The organism is Longimycelium tulufanense (genome assembly GCF_014645795.1).
In the GTDB taxonomy this organism is placed as follows: domain Bacteria; phylum Actinomycetota; class Actinomycetes; order Mycobacteriales; family Pseudonocardiaceae; genus Longimycelium; species Longimycelium tulufanense.
Genome location: NZ_BMMK01000011.1, coordinates 94,904 through 111,778, shown reverse-complemented (window position 1 = coordinate 111,778; position 16,875 = coordinate 94,904). Strand labels below are relative to the sequence as shown.

The following is a 16,875-nucleotide window of genomic DNA, read 5'->3' as shown; positions in this document are numbered from 1 at the left end:
TTCCTTGCCCTGGAACGGAACCGTGGCGCCGGTCCACGAACGAACGGCGGGGACCACCGGGGGAACCTAGCGTCCGCAAGGCCGTACGCCCGGTTCCGGGCCGGCACCACGGCTCGTGATGGGACTCGAACCCACTTGCGACAGCGGCGTACCAGGAGTGTCGCGGCTGGAATCGCGGAACCCGACGCCGGCATCGCCGGGCCGGGCCGCTCACCGGGACGAGGAGACGGTAGCGGCCCGCGCGATCCTGCGCAGCCGAATTCCCGGCGCCGTCAGGTTCCGGACTCGTTCCCCGGGGCTGTTTTTCGCAACCCGGCGCAGGTCAGCCGCGCTCCCGGTCCTTCGCGTGCAGCGGTTCGTCCACGGGCAGTTCCCCGAGCAGGCCCGCCGCCCACCCGGTCACCCGGCGCGCGACGTCCTGCGCGGTGAGTCCGAGCCGGGCGAGAACCTCGTCGCGCGAGGCGTGGTCCAAAAATTGTTGCGGCACAGCAAGATCACGAAGCGGCACGTCCACATCGGCATCACGCAACGCGGCGGCCAGCGCCCAGCCGAAGCCACCGTGCCGCCCCCCGTCCTCGACGGTGACGACGAGCCGGTGCCGGGCCGCGAGGCCCACCAGTTCCTCCGGAACCGGGGTAACCCACCGCGGATCCACTACGGTGACGCCAATGCCTTGGTCGGCCAACCGCTCCGCCGCGGCCACACCAAGCTCACCAAATGTGCCGACCGCCACGAGCAGAACGTCCTTGGACTCGCCACGACGCAACACGTCGACCTGGCCGACCCGCTCAACGGCCGGCACCTCGTCGATCACCGCGCCCTTGGCGAACCGCACCACGGTCGGACCATCGTCGACCGTGACCGCCTCGCGCAGCTCCTCGCGCAGGGTCACCGCATCGCGCGGCGCGGCGACCCGGATACCCGGGATGATCCCGAGCACGGACATGTCCCACATGCCGTTGTGGCTGGCGCCATCGTCGCCGGTGATGCCGCTGCGGTCCAAGACCACCGTGACAGCCTGCTTGTGCAGGGCCACGTCCATGAGGAGCTGGTCGAACGCACGGTTGAGGAACGTGGAGTAGACCGCGACCACGGGGTGCAGCCCGCCCATGGCCATACCCGCCGCCGAGGTCATCGCGTGCTGTTCGGCGATCCCGACGTCGTAGCAACGCTCCGGGTAGTGGTCGGCGAACTTCTGCAGGCCCGTCGGGCCGAGCATGGCGGCCGTGATCGCGACCAGGTCCGGACGCTCGGCGCCCAGCCTCACCAGCTCGTCGGTGAACACCGAGGTCCAGCTCTTCGGTGCCGGCGCCACGGGCAACCCGGTCTCCGGGTCGATCACCTTCACCTGGTGCATCTGGTCGGCCTCGTGGTTCTCGGCCGGGGCGTAGCCGTTGCCCTTACGGGTCACCGCATGCACGATCACCGGCCCGCCGAACGCCTTGGCCCGCTGCAGGGCTCCCTCGAGCGCGCGCAGGTCGTGCCCGTCGACCGGGCCCAGGTACTTCAGGCCCAGGTCCTCGAACATGATCTGCGGGCTCAGCGCGTCCTTGATCCCGCGCTTGGCGGCGTGCAGCGCGGTGTAGAGCGGCTTCCCGACTACAGGGGTGTGTTGGAGGGCCCGCTTCCCGCTTTCCAGGGCCTTCTCGTAGCCGGGCAGCAGGCGCAGGGACGCAAGATGGTCGGCGAAGCCACCGATGGTCGGCGCGTAGGAACGGCCGTTGTCGTTCACCACGATCACCACCGACCGGTCACGGTCGGCGGCGATGTTGTTCAACGCCTCCCAGCACATCCCGCCGGTGAGCGCGCCGTCACCGACCACCGCGACTGCGTGTCGCTGCTCCTCACGCAGCTTGAATGCGCGGGACAAGCCGTCGACATACGACAGGGCGGTGGAAGCGTGGCTGTTCTCGACGAGGTCGTGCTCGCTCTCGGCGCGCGACGGGTAACCGGAGAGACCGCCCTTCTTGCGCAGCCGGTCGAAGTCGCCAGCCCGGCCGGTGACGATCTTGTGCACGTATGCCTGGTGACCGGTGTCGAAGACGATCGCGTCGCGCGGGGAGTCGAAGACCCGGTGGATGGCAAGAGTCAGCTCGATCGCGCCGAGGTTCGGGCCGAGGTGGCCGCCGGTACGGGAGACCCGGTCCACCAGAAACTGGCGGATCTCCCCGACGAGCTGGATCAGCTCGGTGTGCTCGAGCCGCTTGAGATCGGCCGGGCTCTGCACGGAATCCAGCAGCGTCACCGTTCCACCTCGCTCGTCGCCGGGCCGCCGCTCAGCGGCACACATCCCTCGCGCCCGCCGTTGGCCCCGCCGCCCGCCCGGGCGGCTTTCGGCCAGTCTACGGAGACCGGTCGATCGACTGTTGCCGAGCAGGGGGTACCTGCGTGCGCCATGGTTGCAAGATCCTACGGCCATCCGCCCAGCCGCTACCGCCTGGTAACGACGCGTGACGAGACAATTTCCCCGCGCTGCCGGCAGGAACGGGCGCAACGGGCAAAGTGACGTCGATCTCAGGCAGGCGTCACGGGTGCAACGTTTCCGGCCGATCCGCTGTCCGGAAAGGGCTACCGGATCGCGCCGGACGCGCGGAGAGTCGCCATGTCGTCACCGGAGAAGCCCCAGTCCCGCAACGCTTCTTCGGTGTGTTGTCCCGGGTACGGAGGTGGGCCGGCGACCGCGCCGGGGGTGCGGGAGAGCCGCGGTGCCGGGGCGGGCTGGCGGAGTCCTGCCACCTCGACGAAGGCCCCACGCGCGACGTTGTGCGGGTGGTCTGCGGCCTCGGCCGGGCTCAGCACCGGCGCGACGCAGGCGTCACTCTCCGCGAATGCCTCGGCCCACGCGTCCCGGTCCCGGCTCGCGAAGATCGCGGCGAACCGTTCGTGCAGCTCCGGCCAGTTGGCCGGGTCCTCACGCGGGGGCAGGTCCTCGGCGGCAGCACCGAGCCCGGCGATCAGAGCGGCGTAGAACTGCTGCTCCAGCGCCCCGACCGCGACGTAGCGGCCGTCGGCGCACTCGTAGCAGCGGTAGAAGGGAGCGCCGCCGTCCAGGAGGTTCACCCCGCGCTCGTCCCGCCACAGGCCCGTGCTGCGCAGGCCGTACAGGATGCTGGTGAGCAGGGCGGCGCCCTCGGTCATCGCGGCGTCGATCACCTGTCCACGGCCGGACCGCTCCCGCTCCCACAGCGCGGCAAGCACCCCGGCCACCAGGACCAACGCGCCACCGCCGAAGTCGGCGACGTAGTTGATCGGGGGCGTCGGCGGGCGGTCTGCGGGCCCGACGGGCCACAGCGCGCCGGAGAGCGCGAGGTAGGTGATGTCGTGACCGGCGACCGGGGCGAGCGGGCCGTCCTGCCCGAAGCCGCTCAGCCGGCCGTAGACGAGCCGGGGGTTGCGTTCCAGGCAGGCGTCGGGCCCGATGCCGAGGCGCTCGCACACGCCCGGCCGGAAGCCTTCGAGGAGCACGTCGGCCCGCTCGACGAGCCGGAGTAGGGCGGTCACGGCCTCGGGGTTCTTGAGGTCGACCGCGACCGAGCGACGGCCGCGGGTCAGCGGGTCCGGCGGCGGGTCGGCCGGTGCGGCCGGGACCTGGGCGGCCCGGTCCACCCGGAGCACCTCCGCGCCGAGGTCGGACAGCACGGTCGCGGCGAACGGCACGGGGGCCAGGCTCGCGATCTCCAGCACACGCAGGCCTTGGAGAGGTCCGGTCACCAGATCTCCTATCGACTCCGGTCCCCCGGTGCTCGGACCGGGGGAAGCTGCACCCAGGGTGTCGGCGGGCGGGTCTCGCGGCATGTGGAACGAGCCCGGCCGGCCTCCTGCCTGCCTTCCCGGCCGGGCGCAGGCGGGCCTACCGGGTGCCCGGTCAGCTGGTGAGGGAGCGTCCGATGATCTCCTTCATGATCTCCGAGGTGCCCGCGTAGATGCGCTGGACACGGGCGTCGGCGAAGGCCCGGCAGATCGGGTGCTCCCACATGTAGCCCATGCCGCCGTGCAGCTGGACGGCCTCGTCGACCACGCGGCCGAGGACCTCACTGGCGAACAGCTTGGCCTCGGCGGCGTCGACCGGGCTGAGGTCGCCGGCCTCGTGGGCGATGACGCACCGGTCGACGAAGGTGCGGGTGACGTCGACCTCGGTGCGCATCTGCGCCAGCCGGAACCGAATGTCCTGGAAGCGGGCCAGCGGCCGGCCGAACGCCGCCCGCTCCTTGGTGTGCTGGAGCGTCAGGTCCAGGGCGGCCTCGGCGCCGGCGGCGCTGCCCACGGCGACGGTCAGGCGTTCCTGGGCGAACATGCTCATGATCGCCTTGAAGCCGTCGGCGGGCTCGCCGAGCAGGGCGTCCGGGCCGACCCGGACGCCGTCGAAGAACAGCTCGGCGGTGTCCTGGGAGCGCATGCCGAGCTTGTCCAGCTTGCGGCCCCGCTCGAAGCCGGGGGCGCCGGCCTCGACCAGGAACAGCCCGACCGCGTGCCGCTCGTCGGGGTCGGTCCGGGCCGCGACGACGACCAGGTCGGCGTGGATGCCGTTGGAGATGAAGACCTTCGAGCCGGTGATGATCCAGTCGTCGCCGTCCCGCTCGGCGCGGGTGGTCAGGCCGGCCACGTCCGAGCCGGTGCCGGGCTCGGTGATGGCCACCGCGAGCACGACGTCGCCGCTGATTGCGGCGGGCAGCCACACCTGGCGCTGCTCCTCGGTGCCGAAGTGCTGCAGGTAGGGGGCGACGACGGCGGAGTGCAGCGGGATGGCCAGCCCGCTCTCCCCGATCGCGGCCAGCTCTTCGATGAGCACCTGCTCGTAGCGGAAGCCCGCCAGTCCCAGGCCGCCGTACCGCTCGTCGGCCCACGGCAGCAGGAAGCCGTGCTTCCCGGCCGAGCGCCACACGTCGCGATCAACAATGCCCTGGTCCAGCCACTGCTGCTGGTTCGGGACGACCTCGCGGCGGAGGAACCCGCGGAATGCCTCGCGGTACTCCTCGTGTTCGGGTGCGTAGTGGTGGCGCTGCACTCGCTTCACCTCCGTAGCCGTTCTGGCACGCTAGGAGGCGCGGGCACGGCTGCCCATGGCGGCGCCGCTCGATCCGGGTGACCGCAGTGGTCAGGCGGCCCTCCCCCGGTCCAGGGCCCGCACACCGCTCCCAAACTGCGACGGAGCGCTCGACCGACGACGGGACCATGACGAGGCCGTGACAACCCGCACCATCGCGATGCACCACGTGGCCGCCGCGCTGCTGGGCGCGCGACGCAGTGGCATCGACGTGACGCCGCTGCTCACCAAGGCGGGCATCTCCCCCGTGCTGCTGGAGCAGCCGAGGGCCAGGGTGACGCCCGAGCAGTACGCGCGGCTCGTCCAGGAGCTCTGGGCGGCGATGGATGACGAGTTCCTCGGCTTCGGCCCGGTCCGCAGCCGCCGCGGCACGTTCGCGACGATGGGCCTGCTGGCGGTGCACAGCCCCGACCTGGGTGCGGCCCTGCAGCGCGCCACGACCTTCTACGCCCTGTTCGCCGACCACCCGCCGCTACACCTGGAACTGTTCGACGACACCGCCCGGCTCACCCTCGACCTAGTCGGGGCCGACGACCCCGAACACTTCCTGGCCGAGTCACTGCTCGTGCTGTGCCACCGGTTCGCGAACTGGCTGGTGCGCACGAAGATTCCCTTGCGACTCGCCGAATTCGACTACCCGGCCCCACCGCACCGGGCCGAGTACGACCTGCTTTATGGGTGCCCCTTGCAGTTCGACACCCCTCGCACCGCGATCTCATTCGACGCAACGTATCTCAAGCTACCGGTACTACGGGATGAGGCGAGCCTCAACGAGTTTCTCCGCACCTCCCCGGCGGATCTGCTGTCCCGCCGGGACTACGGGAGCACGGTGAGCGCCCGGGTACACAACCTGTTGGCGAGAGCGGTACACGCTGGTGCCGCGCGAGCGAACGGACCGGGATTGCCGGGCCTGGAGGAAGTTGCGGCGCGGTTCGCGGTGAGCCCGCAGACGCTGCGCCGGCAGCTACGCGAAGAAGGTACGGCGTTCAGCCGGATCAAGGACCAGGTGCGGCGGGACGCGGCTGTTGCTGGCCTGGTGGCCGGGCGGGAGTCGATCGAGGGCTTGGCGGTACGGCTGGGCTTTTCGGAGGCCAGTGCCTTCCACCGCGCGTTCCGGCGTTGGACCGGCGCCAGCCCCGGCTCCTACCGCTCCAACGCCCGCTGAAGCTCCTTGCGCCTCCCACACCTGCTGGTGTTGGGCTGATGAGCCGGGACCGGCCGCCAGGACTGGGCGGTCGGACCAGGTCCCACAATCACTTCGATCTCGCACAGCCGGTGGGACGAGCCGTCGGGCTCGACCCGATCGACCGTGACGAACCACCTTTCCCGTGCGGCAGGCCGAAGTTCGGGGTGCCGAAGAAGCCGGTCCTCGGTCAGCGAGAAGGCATAAGGACCCGCGGTCTCGGCGGGATCCTGACCGCGCCTGAGGGCCAGGTAGAAGCCGTAGTCGTCGACGGTCTCCACGCCAAGGCGCACCCGCCTCCCCTGGACGATGCGCGTGTAGACCAAACGATGCGGATTGAGAGGCTCCATCAAGATCACATCTCTCGGACAGCCGGATCACACTTACCGGCAAGAACATGCCCTACCGGTAAGTCTCTCGCCATCGCTTGATCGAGGGATCTCAGTCGCGCCTCCAGCGGTGGCTACGCTCCTTGCCATGCCTGGTAAGACACCTCGGTCCCGCGCCGTGGGCGCCCGTCTTCGAGCAGCACGGAAGCGCGCCGGCATGAGCGCCCGGCAGGTAGCCGAGGTGATCGGCACCAGCGAGGTCACGGTCACCCGCTGGGAGACCGGCGAACGCTCGCCGAAGCTGGAGGACCTCGCGAACTATCTCACCATCATCGGCGTCCAAGGCTCCGAGCGCGAAGAGATCATCGAGCTCTTTCGCGCTTCCGATGGGCCGCATTGGCTCTCCATTGGCATGCCAGATCTAAGGCAACAGCTCACTGCACTGCTCGAGCTCGAGCGGATGGCCACTGAGATCTTCGATGTGACGCCAAACATTGTGCCAGGGCTACTGCAAACAGCGGATTACACGCGCACCATCATGAGGCAAGGTGGCGCCCCGGCAGAGAAAATAGAAACTCGGGTAGCGATCCGTATAGGCCGCCGCGATGTGCTACATGCTGAGACTTTGCGCCTCACCACCATCGTAGGCGAGGCAGCCCTACGGGCGACCGTAGGTGGGACACGGGTGATGGCCGACCAGCTCCGGTTCCTCCTCAAGGCAGCGCAGTGGCCGAGTGTCGATCTACGTGTAATCCCGCTGCAAGTTGACTGGAATCCAGCGACGGAAGGACCCTTCTTTTTGTTGAGGTTCCCTGACTCAAGCCCGGTCGTGTATCTGGAGAACAGGCTCTCAGGCTTGTTCTTGCACCGCCCACAGGACGTCGCCGCTTACGAACAGGCGGCTACAAAGATCCTGGATGTGACCTTGAGCCCAGCGGACTCACTGGGCTTCATCTCCAACCAAGTCACCTACCTGGAGTCACTGTGATCGCTACAAAGTGGCGCAAGAGTCGAATCAGCCAAAGTCAAGCATGCGTTGAAGTGGCTGGCTTAAGGTGGTGCAAGAGCAGCCGCAGCACGCAGATCTCCGACTGTGTCGAGGTCGGCTGCTTATCCAGCGGAGCCGCGGTCCGGGACAGCAAGAACCCGACCGGCCCCGTCCTGACCTTCCAACAGCCAGCCTTCTCCGCCCTGATGTCCGCCGCCAAGTCCGGCCGACTCGACCGGGCCTGACCTCTGCAATACCCACGGGCGGCGGAGGACCCCGGTCCCCCGCCGCTCACGTCCGCTCGACCAGCTGGTACCAACCTGGAGATCAGCCTGCCCAGCGTCCCGCGACAAACAGTGTGAACAGGATCGACTGGAGCACAACTCCAAAAAATATTGCAGCGAACACCGGTGGCGCGAGCAACCGACGTCGCTCCACCATGAGCGCCCCAGTTACGTACAGCACGAGGCAGGGCAGCACGTACCGGTGCACCGAGATGAGGTTGCTGTTGAGCGTGAACATCACGATCGACACAATTCCGAAGACACCGAGCGGCACTCCCGTGCCCCGGCACGCCACGACCACGTAGATCGACACAACGAGCAGGAGGAACAACCCGATCAACGGGAGAACGTAGTTGATCAACGAATCCAGGTCGATCGGTTGCGCTCCGAAGAGCAGGTCCCAGCTTGCGTGGAACGATCAGGAATATCTCGTTGGCCGGTCTCGTTCGAGTGAAGATCAACCACCCGCTGGTTGAACACTGGCCAAGGGAACGAAAGTCATGTGTTTCCGGACCCTCCTCCTACCGTGTCAAGCACAGCGCGCTCGAGCGCGTACGGGTGATCCTCGTCGAATCGTCCGCCGGAATCACCGAGGGGACGATCCTGTCGTGATCATACCGAGATCGACAGCCGTTGCGACCAAGCTGAACTCCGTTCGGCATGGGCTGGCCTCCCGACAAAGCGGGTCGTGTTGGTTCCGGTGTGGCGGCGGCCGACTCTCGGGGTGGTAGCTCGCCCGGGTCGGACCTGCGGCCCCACGATGTGGATGGCAATGCTGGCCAACTTCGTTAACAGATGGTTTCCGGTGCGGAACGGGAGATCAACCTGGAGCTGAACAAAAGGGAAGGGTCGATCCGGATGTCGTTGGGACTTGCGACTACGTCCGCGGTCAGAACGGCTGGGCGTTGGCGGCGTGCTCGCGCAGGAGCGCGGGCGGCTCGAAGCGCTCGCCGTGCCTGGCCGCCAGTTCCCCGGCACGCGCGACCGCCTTGTCCAGGCCGTAGCCGTTGAGGAACTGCAGCGCGCCACCGGTCCACGGCGGAAAGCCGATCCCCATGATACTGCCGATGTTCGCATCCGCCGTCGAGGTGAGGATTCCGTCCTCCACGCAGCGGACGGTTTCCAGTGCCTGCACGAACAGCAACCGATCCCGCAGTTCCTGCCCGTCCACGTCGAGCTCGGGCCGGTGGAACCGCTCGAGGAGCCCGGGCCAGATGCGCTTCGGCCCGTCGGCCGGGTAGTCGTAGAAGCCGGCCCCGCCCGCACGGCCCACCCGCTTCAGCTCGTTGGCCATCAGGTCGATGACGGCGTAGGCGGAGTGCGGCGGCAGCTCCTGCCCTTCTGCCTCCAGGTCGACGCGGGTCTGTTCGTAGACGTCCCACATCAACGTCAGCGACACCTCGTCGGAGACGGCCAGCGGACCAACGGGGCATCCGGCCAGCCGGGACTGGTTCTCCACGAGCGCCGGGGACACCCCCTCGGCCACCATGGCGATGCCTTCGAGGGCGTAGGTGCGGAACACCCGCGACGTGAAGAAGCCGCGGCCGTCGTTGACCACGATCGGGGTCTTCTTGATCTGCCGTACGTAGTCGAAGGCCGCCGCGAGCGCCTCGTCGCCGCTCTCCTTGCCCCGGATGATCTCCACCAGAGGCATCCTCGGCACCGGTGAGAAGAAGTGCAGCCCGCAGAACCTCTCGGGGCGCCGTACCGCCCCGGCAAGACCGGTGATGGGCAGCGTCGAGGTGTTCGACGTGACGAAGGCGTCCTCCGCGGCGTGTTCCTCGGCCACGGCGAGCACCTTGTACTTCAGGTCCCGGATCTCCGGCACCGCCTCGATGACCAGGTCGCACCCGGCCAGCTCCGCGTCGTCGCCGGTGGGCGTGATCCGGGCGAGCACCTCGTCGCGCGCGTCCGGGGTGAGCCGGCCGCGGGCCACCGCCTTGTCCAGGTCGGCGGCGATCTTCTGCTTGCCCCGCTCGGCCACCTCGGCCGAGACGTCCTTGAGCACGACCTCGATTCCGGCTCGTGCGGTCACCTGGGCGATGCCGTGCCCCATCATGCCCGCGCCGAGCACGCCGACCTTCTTGGCCCGGCGGGGAGCAACGCCCTCCGGGCGGGAGCGCCCCGCGTTGACGTCGTTCATCTGGAACCAGAAGGTCGTGATCATGTTCTTGGCGACCTGGCCGGTGACCAGGTCGGCGAAGTACTGGGTCTCGATCCGTTGCGCCGTCTCGATATCCACCGCGGCCCCCTCCACCGCGGCCGACAGGATGCGTTCCGGTGCCGGCAGAGTACGGTGGGTCCGCTTGCGCAGCATCGCCGGGGCGGCGATGATCAGCTGCTGCACGAACGGGTTCGACAGGTCACCGCCCGGAATCGTGTAACCCGGAGCGTCCCAGGGCTGGATCGCGTTGGGATTGGCCAGGATCCACTCGCGCGCCCTGTCCAGCACGTCCTCGATGTTCTCGGCCAGCTCGTGCACCAGCCCGGTTTCCAGGGCCCGCTGCGGCTTGAGCCGCGTGCCCTCGCCCAGCAACGGCAGAGCAGCCCCGAGGCCGAGCAACCGGACGTAGCGCGTCACGCCACCACCTGCCGGCAACAGGCCGAGCATGACCTCGGGCAGGCCGACCTGGACGCCGGGGGCGTCCACGACGATGCGGCGGTGGCAGGCCAGGGCCAGTTCGAAGCCGCCGCCGAGCGCGGCGCCGTTGATGGCGGCCACCACCGGCCGCCCCAGCGTCTCCAACCGGCGCAGCAGGTCCTTGAACTGGTCCACCTCGGCGGCCAGCCGCGCCACGTGCTCGTCGGTGACCGCCAGCAGCTCGTCGAGGTCGGCGCCGGCCAGGAAGGTCTTCTTCGCCGAGGTGATGATGACGCCGCGGATGTCGTCCCGCTCGGCCTCCAGCCGGGCCACGGTCTCGGCGAACGCCTCCCGGAACGGGGTGTCGAGCGTGTTGGCGGACCTGCCCGGCGCGTCCATGGTCAGCGTGACCACGCCGTCGCCATCCTGCTCCCAGCGGAAGATCCCGTCGCTCATCTGGTCTCCCTCACACCCGCTCAATGATCGTGGCGATGCCCATGCCGCCACCCACGCACAGCGTGGCCAGCCCGGTCCGCAGGTCCCTGCGCTCCAGCTCGTCGAGCAGGGTGTTCACCAGGATGCAGCCGGTGGCGCCGAGGGGGTGGCCCATCGCGATGGCCCCGCCGTTGACGTTGACCCGGTCCTCGGACACGCCCGTCTCGCGCAGGAACCGCAGCACCACGGCGGCGAACGCCTCGTTCACCTCGAACAGGTCGATGTCGTCCACCGTCATTCCCGCGCGCGCCAACGCCTTTCGCGCGGCCGGGGCCGGGCCGGTGAGCATGATGGTCGGCTCGGTGCCCACCACCGCCGTCGTCACGATGCGGGCGCGTGGCTTGAGCCCGGCCCACTTCGCGCCCTCGGCGCTGCCCAACAGCATCGCGGCGGCACCGTCCACAATGGCCGAGGAGTTGCCAGCGGTGTGGACGTGCTCGATTCGTTCCACCGTCGGGTACCTGTCGATGGCGACGGTATCGAACCCGGCCTCGCCCATGGCCGCGAAGCTGGGCTTGAGGTTGGCCAGCGACTCCGGGCTCGTGTCAGGGCGGATGTTCTCGTCTTCCTTCAGCAGCACCGCGCCGATCCGGTCGTGCACGGGCACCAGCGAGCGTTCGAAGTAGCCGGCGTCGCGGGCGACGGCCGCGCGCTGGTGCGAGCGCACGGCGTAGGCGTCGATGCCGAAGCGGGTGTAGCCGTCGAGCGTGGCGATCAGGTCGGCGGAGATGCCCTGGGGCACGAAGCCGGTGCGCAGGTTCAGGTCGGGGTCGCCGAACCAGGCACCGCCGTCGGAGCCCATCTGCACCCGGGACATCGACTCGACGCCGCCGGCCACCACCAGGTCCTCGAACCCGGCGGCCACCTTGGCCGCGGCCAGGTTCACCGCCTCCAGCCCGGACGCGCAGAACCGGTTGATCTGCACCCCGGCCGGCTCGGTCGCCCAGCCCGCGGCGAGCACCGCCGTCCGCGCGATGTCCGCGCCCTGTTCGCCGATGGGGGTGACGCAGCCCAGCACGACGTCGTCGACGCTGCTGGTGTCGAGCTCGTTGCGTGCGGCCAGCGCCCGCAGCGTGGTCGCGGCCAGTTCCACGGGTTTGACGGGGTGCAGCGCGCCACGCTTGCCCTTGCCGCGCGGAGTGCGCACCGCGTCCAGGATGAACGCTTCGCCCATGGTCGCTGACGCTAGGAAGGCCAGCCGGTCCCACCTATGACCTCAGTGCTCGGCTTCGCTGACCCACCGGGTCAGCGAGTGAGCAGGGCGACGCACTCCACGTGGTGGGTCATCGGGAACGCGTCGAGGGCCCGCAGGCCGGACAACCGGTAGCCCTGGTCGAGGAAGAGCCCGAGGTCGCGGGCCAGCGCCGCGGGGTCGCAGGCCACGTGCACCACGCGCGCGGGGTCGCGGTCGGTCACCGCCTGCACGACGGCCCGGCCGGCGCCCTTGCGCGGTGGGTCGAGAACGACCACGTCCGGGCGCTCGTCGCCCAGCTCGCCCAGAACCCGCTCGACCCGGCCGGTCCGCCACCGCACCTGCGGCACATCGGCCAGGTTCGCCGCGCCGGCCTCCACCGCGCGCCGAACCGACTCCACGACCAGCACCGAGCCCTCCGGCCCGACCTGCGCGGCCAGCACGGCCGCGAACAGCCCGACCCCGCCGTAGAGGTCCCAGGCCACCCCACCGGTTGGCGCCTGGGCCCACTCCCCCACCACGGCGGCGAGGGTATCGGCGGCGGCCCGGTGGACCTGCCAGAACACGCCGGGCGGCAACCGCCACTCCCGGCCGGCGGCCCGTTCGACGACCTCTCCCCCGCGCACCAGGCGGGGCCGACGGTCCGGCCGCAGCTCGCTGACGTGCAGCTGGCCAACGGTGTCGGCAACCACCTCCAGCTCGGCACCGCGATGCCAGCGCTGGCCGGACACGGCCTCCACCGCCCCCGGGACCGCGATGGGGCAGTCCTGGACGGGCACGATCTGGTGGCTGCGGTGCTTGCGGTATCCGGGCCGCCCGGCGCGGTCCACGGCCAGCCGGACCCGGGTGCGCCAGTCGAGCAGGTCACCGGGCAGCTCCTCCACCGTCACCGACAGGTCGATCCCGGCGATGCGGCGCAGCTGCTCGGCCACCACCTGTGCCTTCAACGCGCGCTGGGCGGAGCCGCTGACGTGCTGCCAGTCACAGCCACCGCACCCGTCGGGCCGCGCCACCGGACAGGGCGGGGTGACCCGGTCCGCCGACTCCCGGTGAACCTCGACGGCGTCGCCCCGGCAGAACGCGCCGCCGTGGTCCTCGGTCACCAGCACCGTGACCTGCTCACCGGGCAACGCGTGCCGGACGAACACCACCCGACCCTCGTACCGGGCAACGCAGTGCCCGCCGTGCGCGGGTGGGCCGACCTCGACCTCCAGGTAGCGTCCGGTCCAGTTCGGCCGGGTCTCCACCGTGGTCACTTCTTCTCCCCTACTGCCGCGGGCCGGTCGACGTCCAGGCCACGGCGCACCGCCCCGGGTGGCACCGCCGTGGTTTCGTGGACCAGCTTCGAGGACACCAGCTGCCACGGCACGCTGGTGACCATGACCCGAGGCTGGAACAGCAGGCGTCCCTTGAGCCGCAACGCGCTCTGGTTGTGCAGCAGTTGCTCCCACCAGCGGCCGACCACGTACTCGGGGATGAAGACCGTGACGACGTCACGGGGGTTGTTGCTGCGCACCCGCTTCACGTAGTCGAGGACCGGTCTGGTGATCTCCCGGTACGGCGACTCCACCACCTTCAGCGGCACCGGAATGTCACGACGTTCCCATTCGGCGACCAACGCCCTGGTGTCGGCCTCGTCCACGTTGACCGTGACCGCCTCCAGCACGTCGGGCCGGGTCGCCCGGGCGTAGGCGAGCGCGCGCAGCGTTGGCCGGTGCAGCTTGGATACCAGGACGATGGCGTGGTTGCGGGACGGCAGTACCGGAGTCTCCTCGGCCAGCGCCAGTTCCTCGGCGATCCGGTCGTAGTGCCGGCGGATCCCCGTCATCAACGCGAAAATCGCGGCCATCGCGGCGAGCGCGATCCACGCGCCGTGGGTGAACTTCGTGACCAACACGATCAACAACACGATCGACGTCATGGTCAACCCGAAGGTGTTGATCGCCTGGGAACGCCGCATCCGCCGCCGCGCCACCGGGTCGTTCTCGGTGCGTAGCAAGCGGTTCCAGTGCCGGATCATGCCACTTTGGCTGAGCACGAAGGACATGAAGACGCCGACGATGTAGAGCTGGATCAGCTTGGTGACCTCGGCGTCGAACGCCACGACGAGCACGATCGCGAAGCCGGCCAAAAACAGGATCCCGTTCGAGAAGGCCAGCCGGTCGCCCCGGGTGTGCAGCTGGCGCGGCAGGTACCGGTCCTGGGCCAGGATCGAGCCCAGCACCGGAAAACCGTTGAACGCGGTGTTCGCGGCCAGGACGAGGATCAGGCCCGTGAAGAAAAGGACATACCAGACACCGGGGGAGAACCCGGCGAACACCGCATTGGCCAGCTGGGCGACCAGTGTCTTCTGCTCGTAGCCCGGCGGTGCGTTCAGCAGCTGGTCAGCCGGGTGCTCGGCGATCTTCACCCCGGTGAGCTGGGCCAACATGAGCAGGCCCATGAACATCGAGACGGCGATCAGGCCCATCATCAGCAGCGTCGTCGCGGCGTTGCGGGACTTGGGTTTCCGGAATGCCGGCACGCCGTTGCTGATCGCCTCCACGCCGGTCAACGCCGCACTGCCGGAGGAGAACGCGCGCAGCACCAGGAAGGCCAGCGCGACCCCGGCCAGCTGCTCGTCCCCACCCACCAGCTGCATGTCCGCGCTCTCCGCGCGGATCTCGTCGCCGAGGACGAAAACCCGGAACAGTCCCCACGCGATCATGCCGAGGATGCCCACCACGAAGGCATAGGTCGGGATCGCGAACGCGGTGCCCGACTCCCGCACGCCACGCAGGTTCATGGCGGTCAGCAGGACGATCGCACCGACGGCGAAGGCCGCCTTGTGCGTGGCCACGAACGGGATCCCGGAGCCGATGTTCGCCGCCGCCGAGGAGATGGACACCGCGACCGTGAGGACGTAGTCCACCAGCAGGGCGCTGGCCACCACCAGGCCCCAGTTCCGCCCGTGGTTGACGGTGGCGACCTCGTAGTCCCCGCCGCCGGACGGGTAGGCGTGCACGTTCTGCCGGTAGGAGGCCACCACGGCGAGCATGACGACCACCACGACCAGCCCGATCCACGGGCTGAACACGTAGGCCGACGCACCGGCCAGCGACAGCGTCAGCAGGATCTCCTCCGGCGCATACGCGACCGAGGACATCGGGTCGGAGGCGAACACCGGTAGGGCGACCCGCTTGGGGAGCAGCGTGTGCGCCAGCCGGTCGCTGCGGAAGGGTCGCCCGACCAGGATGCGCTTCGCCGCCGTAGCGAGCTTGGACACGACGCGTAGCGTAGGCGCTCGGTTCCCCTCAACGGGGCATCCCGGGCCGGCTGACGTGGGCAGCGGCACACTGGGCGCGCCCGGGACGACAGCGCCCGGGCCGGCAGGTAGGTTGCGACAGCCCACGTCGACGAGGAGGGGCACGTCGTGCACGTCGTGATCATGGGCTGCGGCCGCGTGGGGTCCTCCCTGGCCAAGGCCCTCGAGCGGCTCGGACACTCGGTGGCCGTGATCGACAAGGACGCCCAGGCGTTCCGTCGCCTGGGCGGGGACTTCCACGGGCAGCAGGTGGTCGGCATCGGCTTCGACCGCAAGGTGCTCGTCGAGGCCGGGATCGAGCGGGCCGGGGCGTTCGCCGCGGTGTCCAATGGGGACAATTCGAACATCATTTCGGCGCGGGTGGCCCGGGAGACCTTCGGCGTGCACCACGTGGTGGCACGCATCTACGACGCCAAGCGGGCCGCCGTCTACGAGCGGCTCGGCATCCCCACCGTCGCGACCGTGCCGTGGACCACCGACCGCCTGATGCGGATGCTGATCCCGGAGGGTGAGGCCAGCGCGTGGCGCGATCCGTCCGGCACGGTGGCCGTGCTCCAGCTGCCGCTGCACGAGGGCTGGGTCGGCCGTCGGGTGGCCGAGCTGGAGGAGACGGTGGGGACCCGGGTGGCGTTCATCATGCGGTTCGGCACCGGGGTGCTGCCCGAGCCCGGCACCCTGGTCCAGGCCGACGACGTCGTCTACGTCGCCGCGCTGTCCGGCACCGTCACCGAGGTCTGCGCGGCCGCCGCCCAGCCGCCCGAGGAGGCGCACTGATGCGTATCGCGATCGCCGGGGCCGGCGCCGTCGGCCGGTCGATTGCCCAGGAGCTGCTGGCCGCCGGGCACCAGGTGATGCTCATCGAGCGGGACCGGGCGCAGTTCGACCCGCACAGCGTCGAGCAAGCGGAGTGGGTGCACGCCGACGCCTGCGAGCTGTCCTCCCTGGAGGAGGCCGGCATGGAGCTGTGCGACGTGGTCATCGCCGCCACCGGGGACGACAAGGTCAACCTGGTGGTGGCGCTGCTGGCCAAGACCGAGTTCGCGGTGCGGCGGGTCGTCGCCCGGGTGAACGACCCGCGCAACGAGTGGCTGTTCACCGAGGCATGGGGCGTGGACGTCGCGGTGTCCACGCCGCGCATGCTCGCCGCGATGGTCGAGGAGGCGGTCAGCGTCGGCGACCTGGTGCGGCTGCTCACGCTGCGGCAGGGCCAGGCGAACCTGGTCGAGGTGACGTTGCCGGAGGACACCCCGCTGTCCGGCCGCCCGGTCCGGGCGCTCGACCTGCCCCGCGACGCCGCCCTGGTGACGATCCTGCGCGGTGGACGGGTCATCGTCCCACAGCCGGACGACCCCCTGGAGGCCGGCGACGAGCTGCTGTTCGTGGCCGCCGCCGACGTGGAGCAGCAGATCCGCAACGCGTTGGGCTGCTGAGCCCGAGCCGCGCCGGGATTGGTGCGGCCTCGAAAACGGCTGCCC

The 16,875-nt window shown here is 69.8% G+C and carries 14 protein-coding genes; 5 read left to right on the top strand and 9 right to left on the bottom strand.

Features of this window, described 5'->3' with window-relative positions:
- Window positions 1-322: 322 nt before the first annotated feature.
- The 3 genes from dxs to IEY55_RS13590 all read right to left on the bottom strand — a co-directional run bounded on the left by dxs (window position 323) and on the right by IEY55_RS13590 (window position 5,005).
- Window positions 323-2,245 carry a 1-deoxy-D-xylulose-5-phosphate synthase gene (gene dxs, locus IEY55_RS13600; RefSeq protein ID WP_189057692.1) on the bottom strand — a complete coding sequence of 641 codons (1,923 nt, stop codon included), beginning with the start codon at window positions 2,243-2,245 and terminating at the stop codon, window positions 323-325.
- A gap of 323 nt (window positions 2,246-2,568) precedes the next feature.
- Complete coding sequence (locus tag IEY55_RS13595; protein WP_229686339.1) at window positions 2,569-3,711, bottom strand: CaiB/BaiF CoA transferase family protein; 1,143 nt, start codon at window positions 3,709-3,711, stop codon at window positions 2,569-2,571.
- Between the two features lie 154 nt (window positions 3,712-3,865).
- Complete coding sequence (locus tag IEY55_RS13590; RefSeq protein ID WP_189057688.1) at window positions 3,866-5,005, bottom strand: acyl-CoA dehydrogenase family protein; 1,140 nt, start codon at window positions 5,003-5,005, stop codon at window positions 3,866-3,868.
- A 178-nt stretch (window positions 5,006-5,183) separates the two neighbouring features.
- On the opposite strand from IEY55_RS13590, the gene IEY55_RS13585 reads away from it, so the two are divergent.
- Window positions 5,184-6,209: an AraC family transcriptional regulator gene (locus IEY55_RS13585; protein ID WP_189057686.1), complete on the top strand. Its 1,026-nt coding sequence runs from the start codon at window positions 5,184-5,186 to the stop codon at window positions 6,207-6,209.
- On the opposite strand, the gene IEY55_RS13580 is transcribed toward IEY55_RS13585, so the two are convergent.
- Window positions 6,188-6,577, bottom strand: a complete 390-nt coding sequence (locus tag IEY55_RS13580) for a hypothetical protein (RefSeq protein ID WP_189057684.1) — start codon at window positions 6,575-6,577, stop codon at window positions 6,188-6,190. The two genes, IEY55_RS13585 and IEY55_RS13580, sit on opposite strands and share 22 nt — an antisense overlap.
- A gap of 127 nt (window positions 6,578-6,704) precedes the next feature.
- Here IEY55_RS13580 and IEY55_RS13575 point away from each other — a divergent pair, with 127 nt between their 5' ends.
- Window positions 6,705-7,544 (top strand): helix-turn-helix domain-containing protein, encoded by an 840-nt coding sequence (locus IEY55_RS13575; RefSeq protein WP_189057682.1) that lies wholly within the window; start codon window positions 6,705-6,707, stop codon window positions 7,542-7,544.
- 53 nt (window positions 7,545-7,597) lie between these two features.
- A complete protein-coding gene (locus tag IEY55_RS13570; RefSeq protein WP_229686337.1) occupies window positions 7,598-7,789 on the top strand; it encodes a DUF397 domain-containing protein in 192 nt (63 codons plus the stop codon).
- 82 nt (window positions 7,790-7,871) lie between these two features.
- Here the strand turns inward: IEY55_RS13570 and IEY55_RS13565 are convergent, their stop codons facing one another.
- From IEY55_RS13565 to IEY55_RS13545, 5 genes are all read right to left on the bottom strand, one after another.
- Entirely contained in the window at window positions 7,872-8,189 is a 318-nt protein-coding gene (locus tag IEY55_RS13565) for a hypothetical protein (protein WP_189057680.1), read from the bottom strand.
- Window positions 8,190-8,717: 528 nt separating this feature from the next.
- Window positions 8,718-10,865, bottom strand: coding sequence for a 3-hydroxyacyl-CoA dehydrogenase NAD-binding domain-containing protein (locus IEY55_RS13560; RefSeq protein WP_189057678.1), 2,148 nt, complete (start codon window positions 10,863-10,865; stop codon window positions 8,718-8,720).
- Between the two features lie 10 nt (window positions 10,866-10,875).
- A complete protein-coding gene (locus tag IEY55_RS13555; protein ID WP_189057676.1) occupies window positions 10,876-12,078 on the bottom strand; it encodes an acetyl-CoA C-acetyltransferase in 1,203 nt (400 codons plus the stop codon).
- Between the two features lie 71 nt (window positions 12,079-12,149).
- Window positions 12,150-13,343 (bottom strand): class I SAM-dependent RNA methyltransferase, encoded by a 1,194-nt coding sequence (locus tag IEY55_RS13550; protein ID WP_189057877.1) that lies wholly within the window; start codon window positions 13,341-13,343, stop codon window positions 12,150-12,152.
- 5 nt (window positions 13,344-13,348) lie between these two features.
- Window positions 13,349-15,361, bottom strand: a complete 2,013-nt coding sequence (locus IEY55_RS13545) for an APC family permease (RefSeq protein WP_189057674.1) — start codon at window positions 15,359-15,361, stop codon at window positions 13,349-13,351.
- 147 nt (window positions 15,362-15,508) lie between these two features.
- Between IEY55_RS13545 and IEY55_RS13540 the strand changes: the two genes are divergently transcribed.
- Window positions 15,509-16,174 (top strand): potassium channel family protein, encoded by a 666-nt coding sequence (locus IEY55_RS13540; RefSeq protein ID WP_189057672.1) that lies wholly within the window; start codon window positions 15,509-15,511, stop codon window positions 16,172-16,174.
- The gene (locus IEY55_RS13535) at window positions 16,174-16,830 is read left to right on the top strand and encodes a potassium channel family protein (protein ID WP_189057670.1); all 657 of its coding nucleotides are present in this window, start codon (window positions 16,174-16,176) and stop codon (window positions 16,828-16,830) included. The genes IEY55_RS13540 and IEY55_RS13535 overlap by 1 nt, the downstream gene beginning before the upstream one ends.
- The last annotated feature ends 45 nt before the right edge of the window (window positions 16,831-16,875 follow it).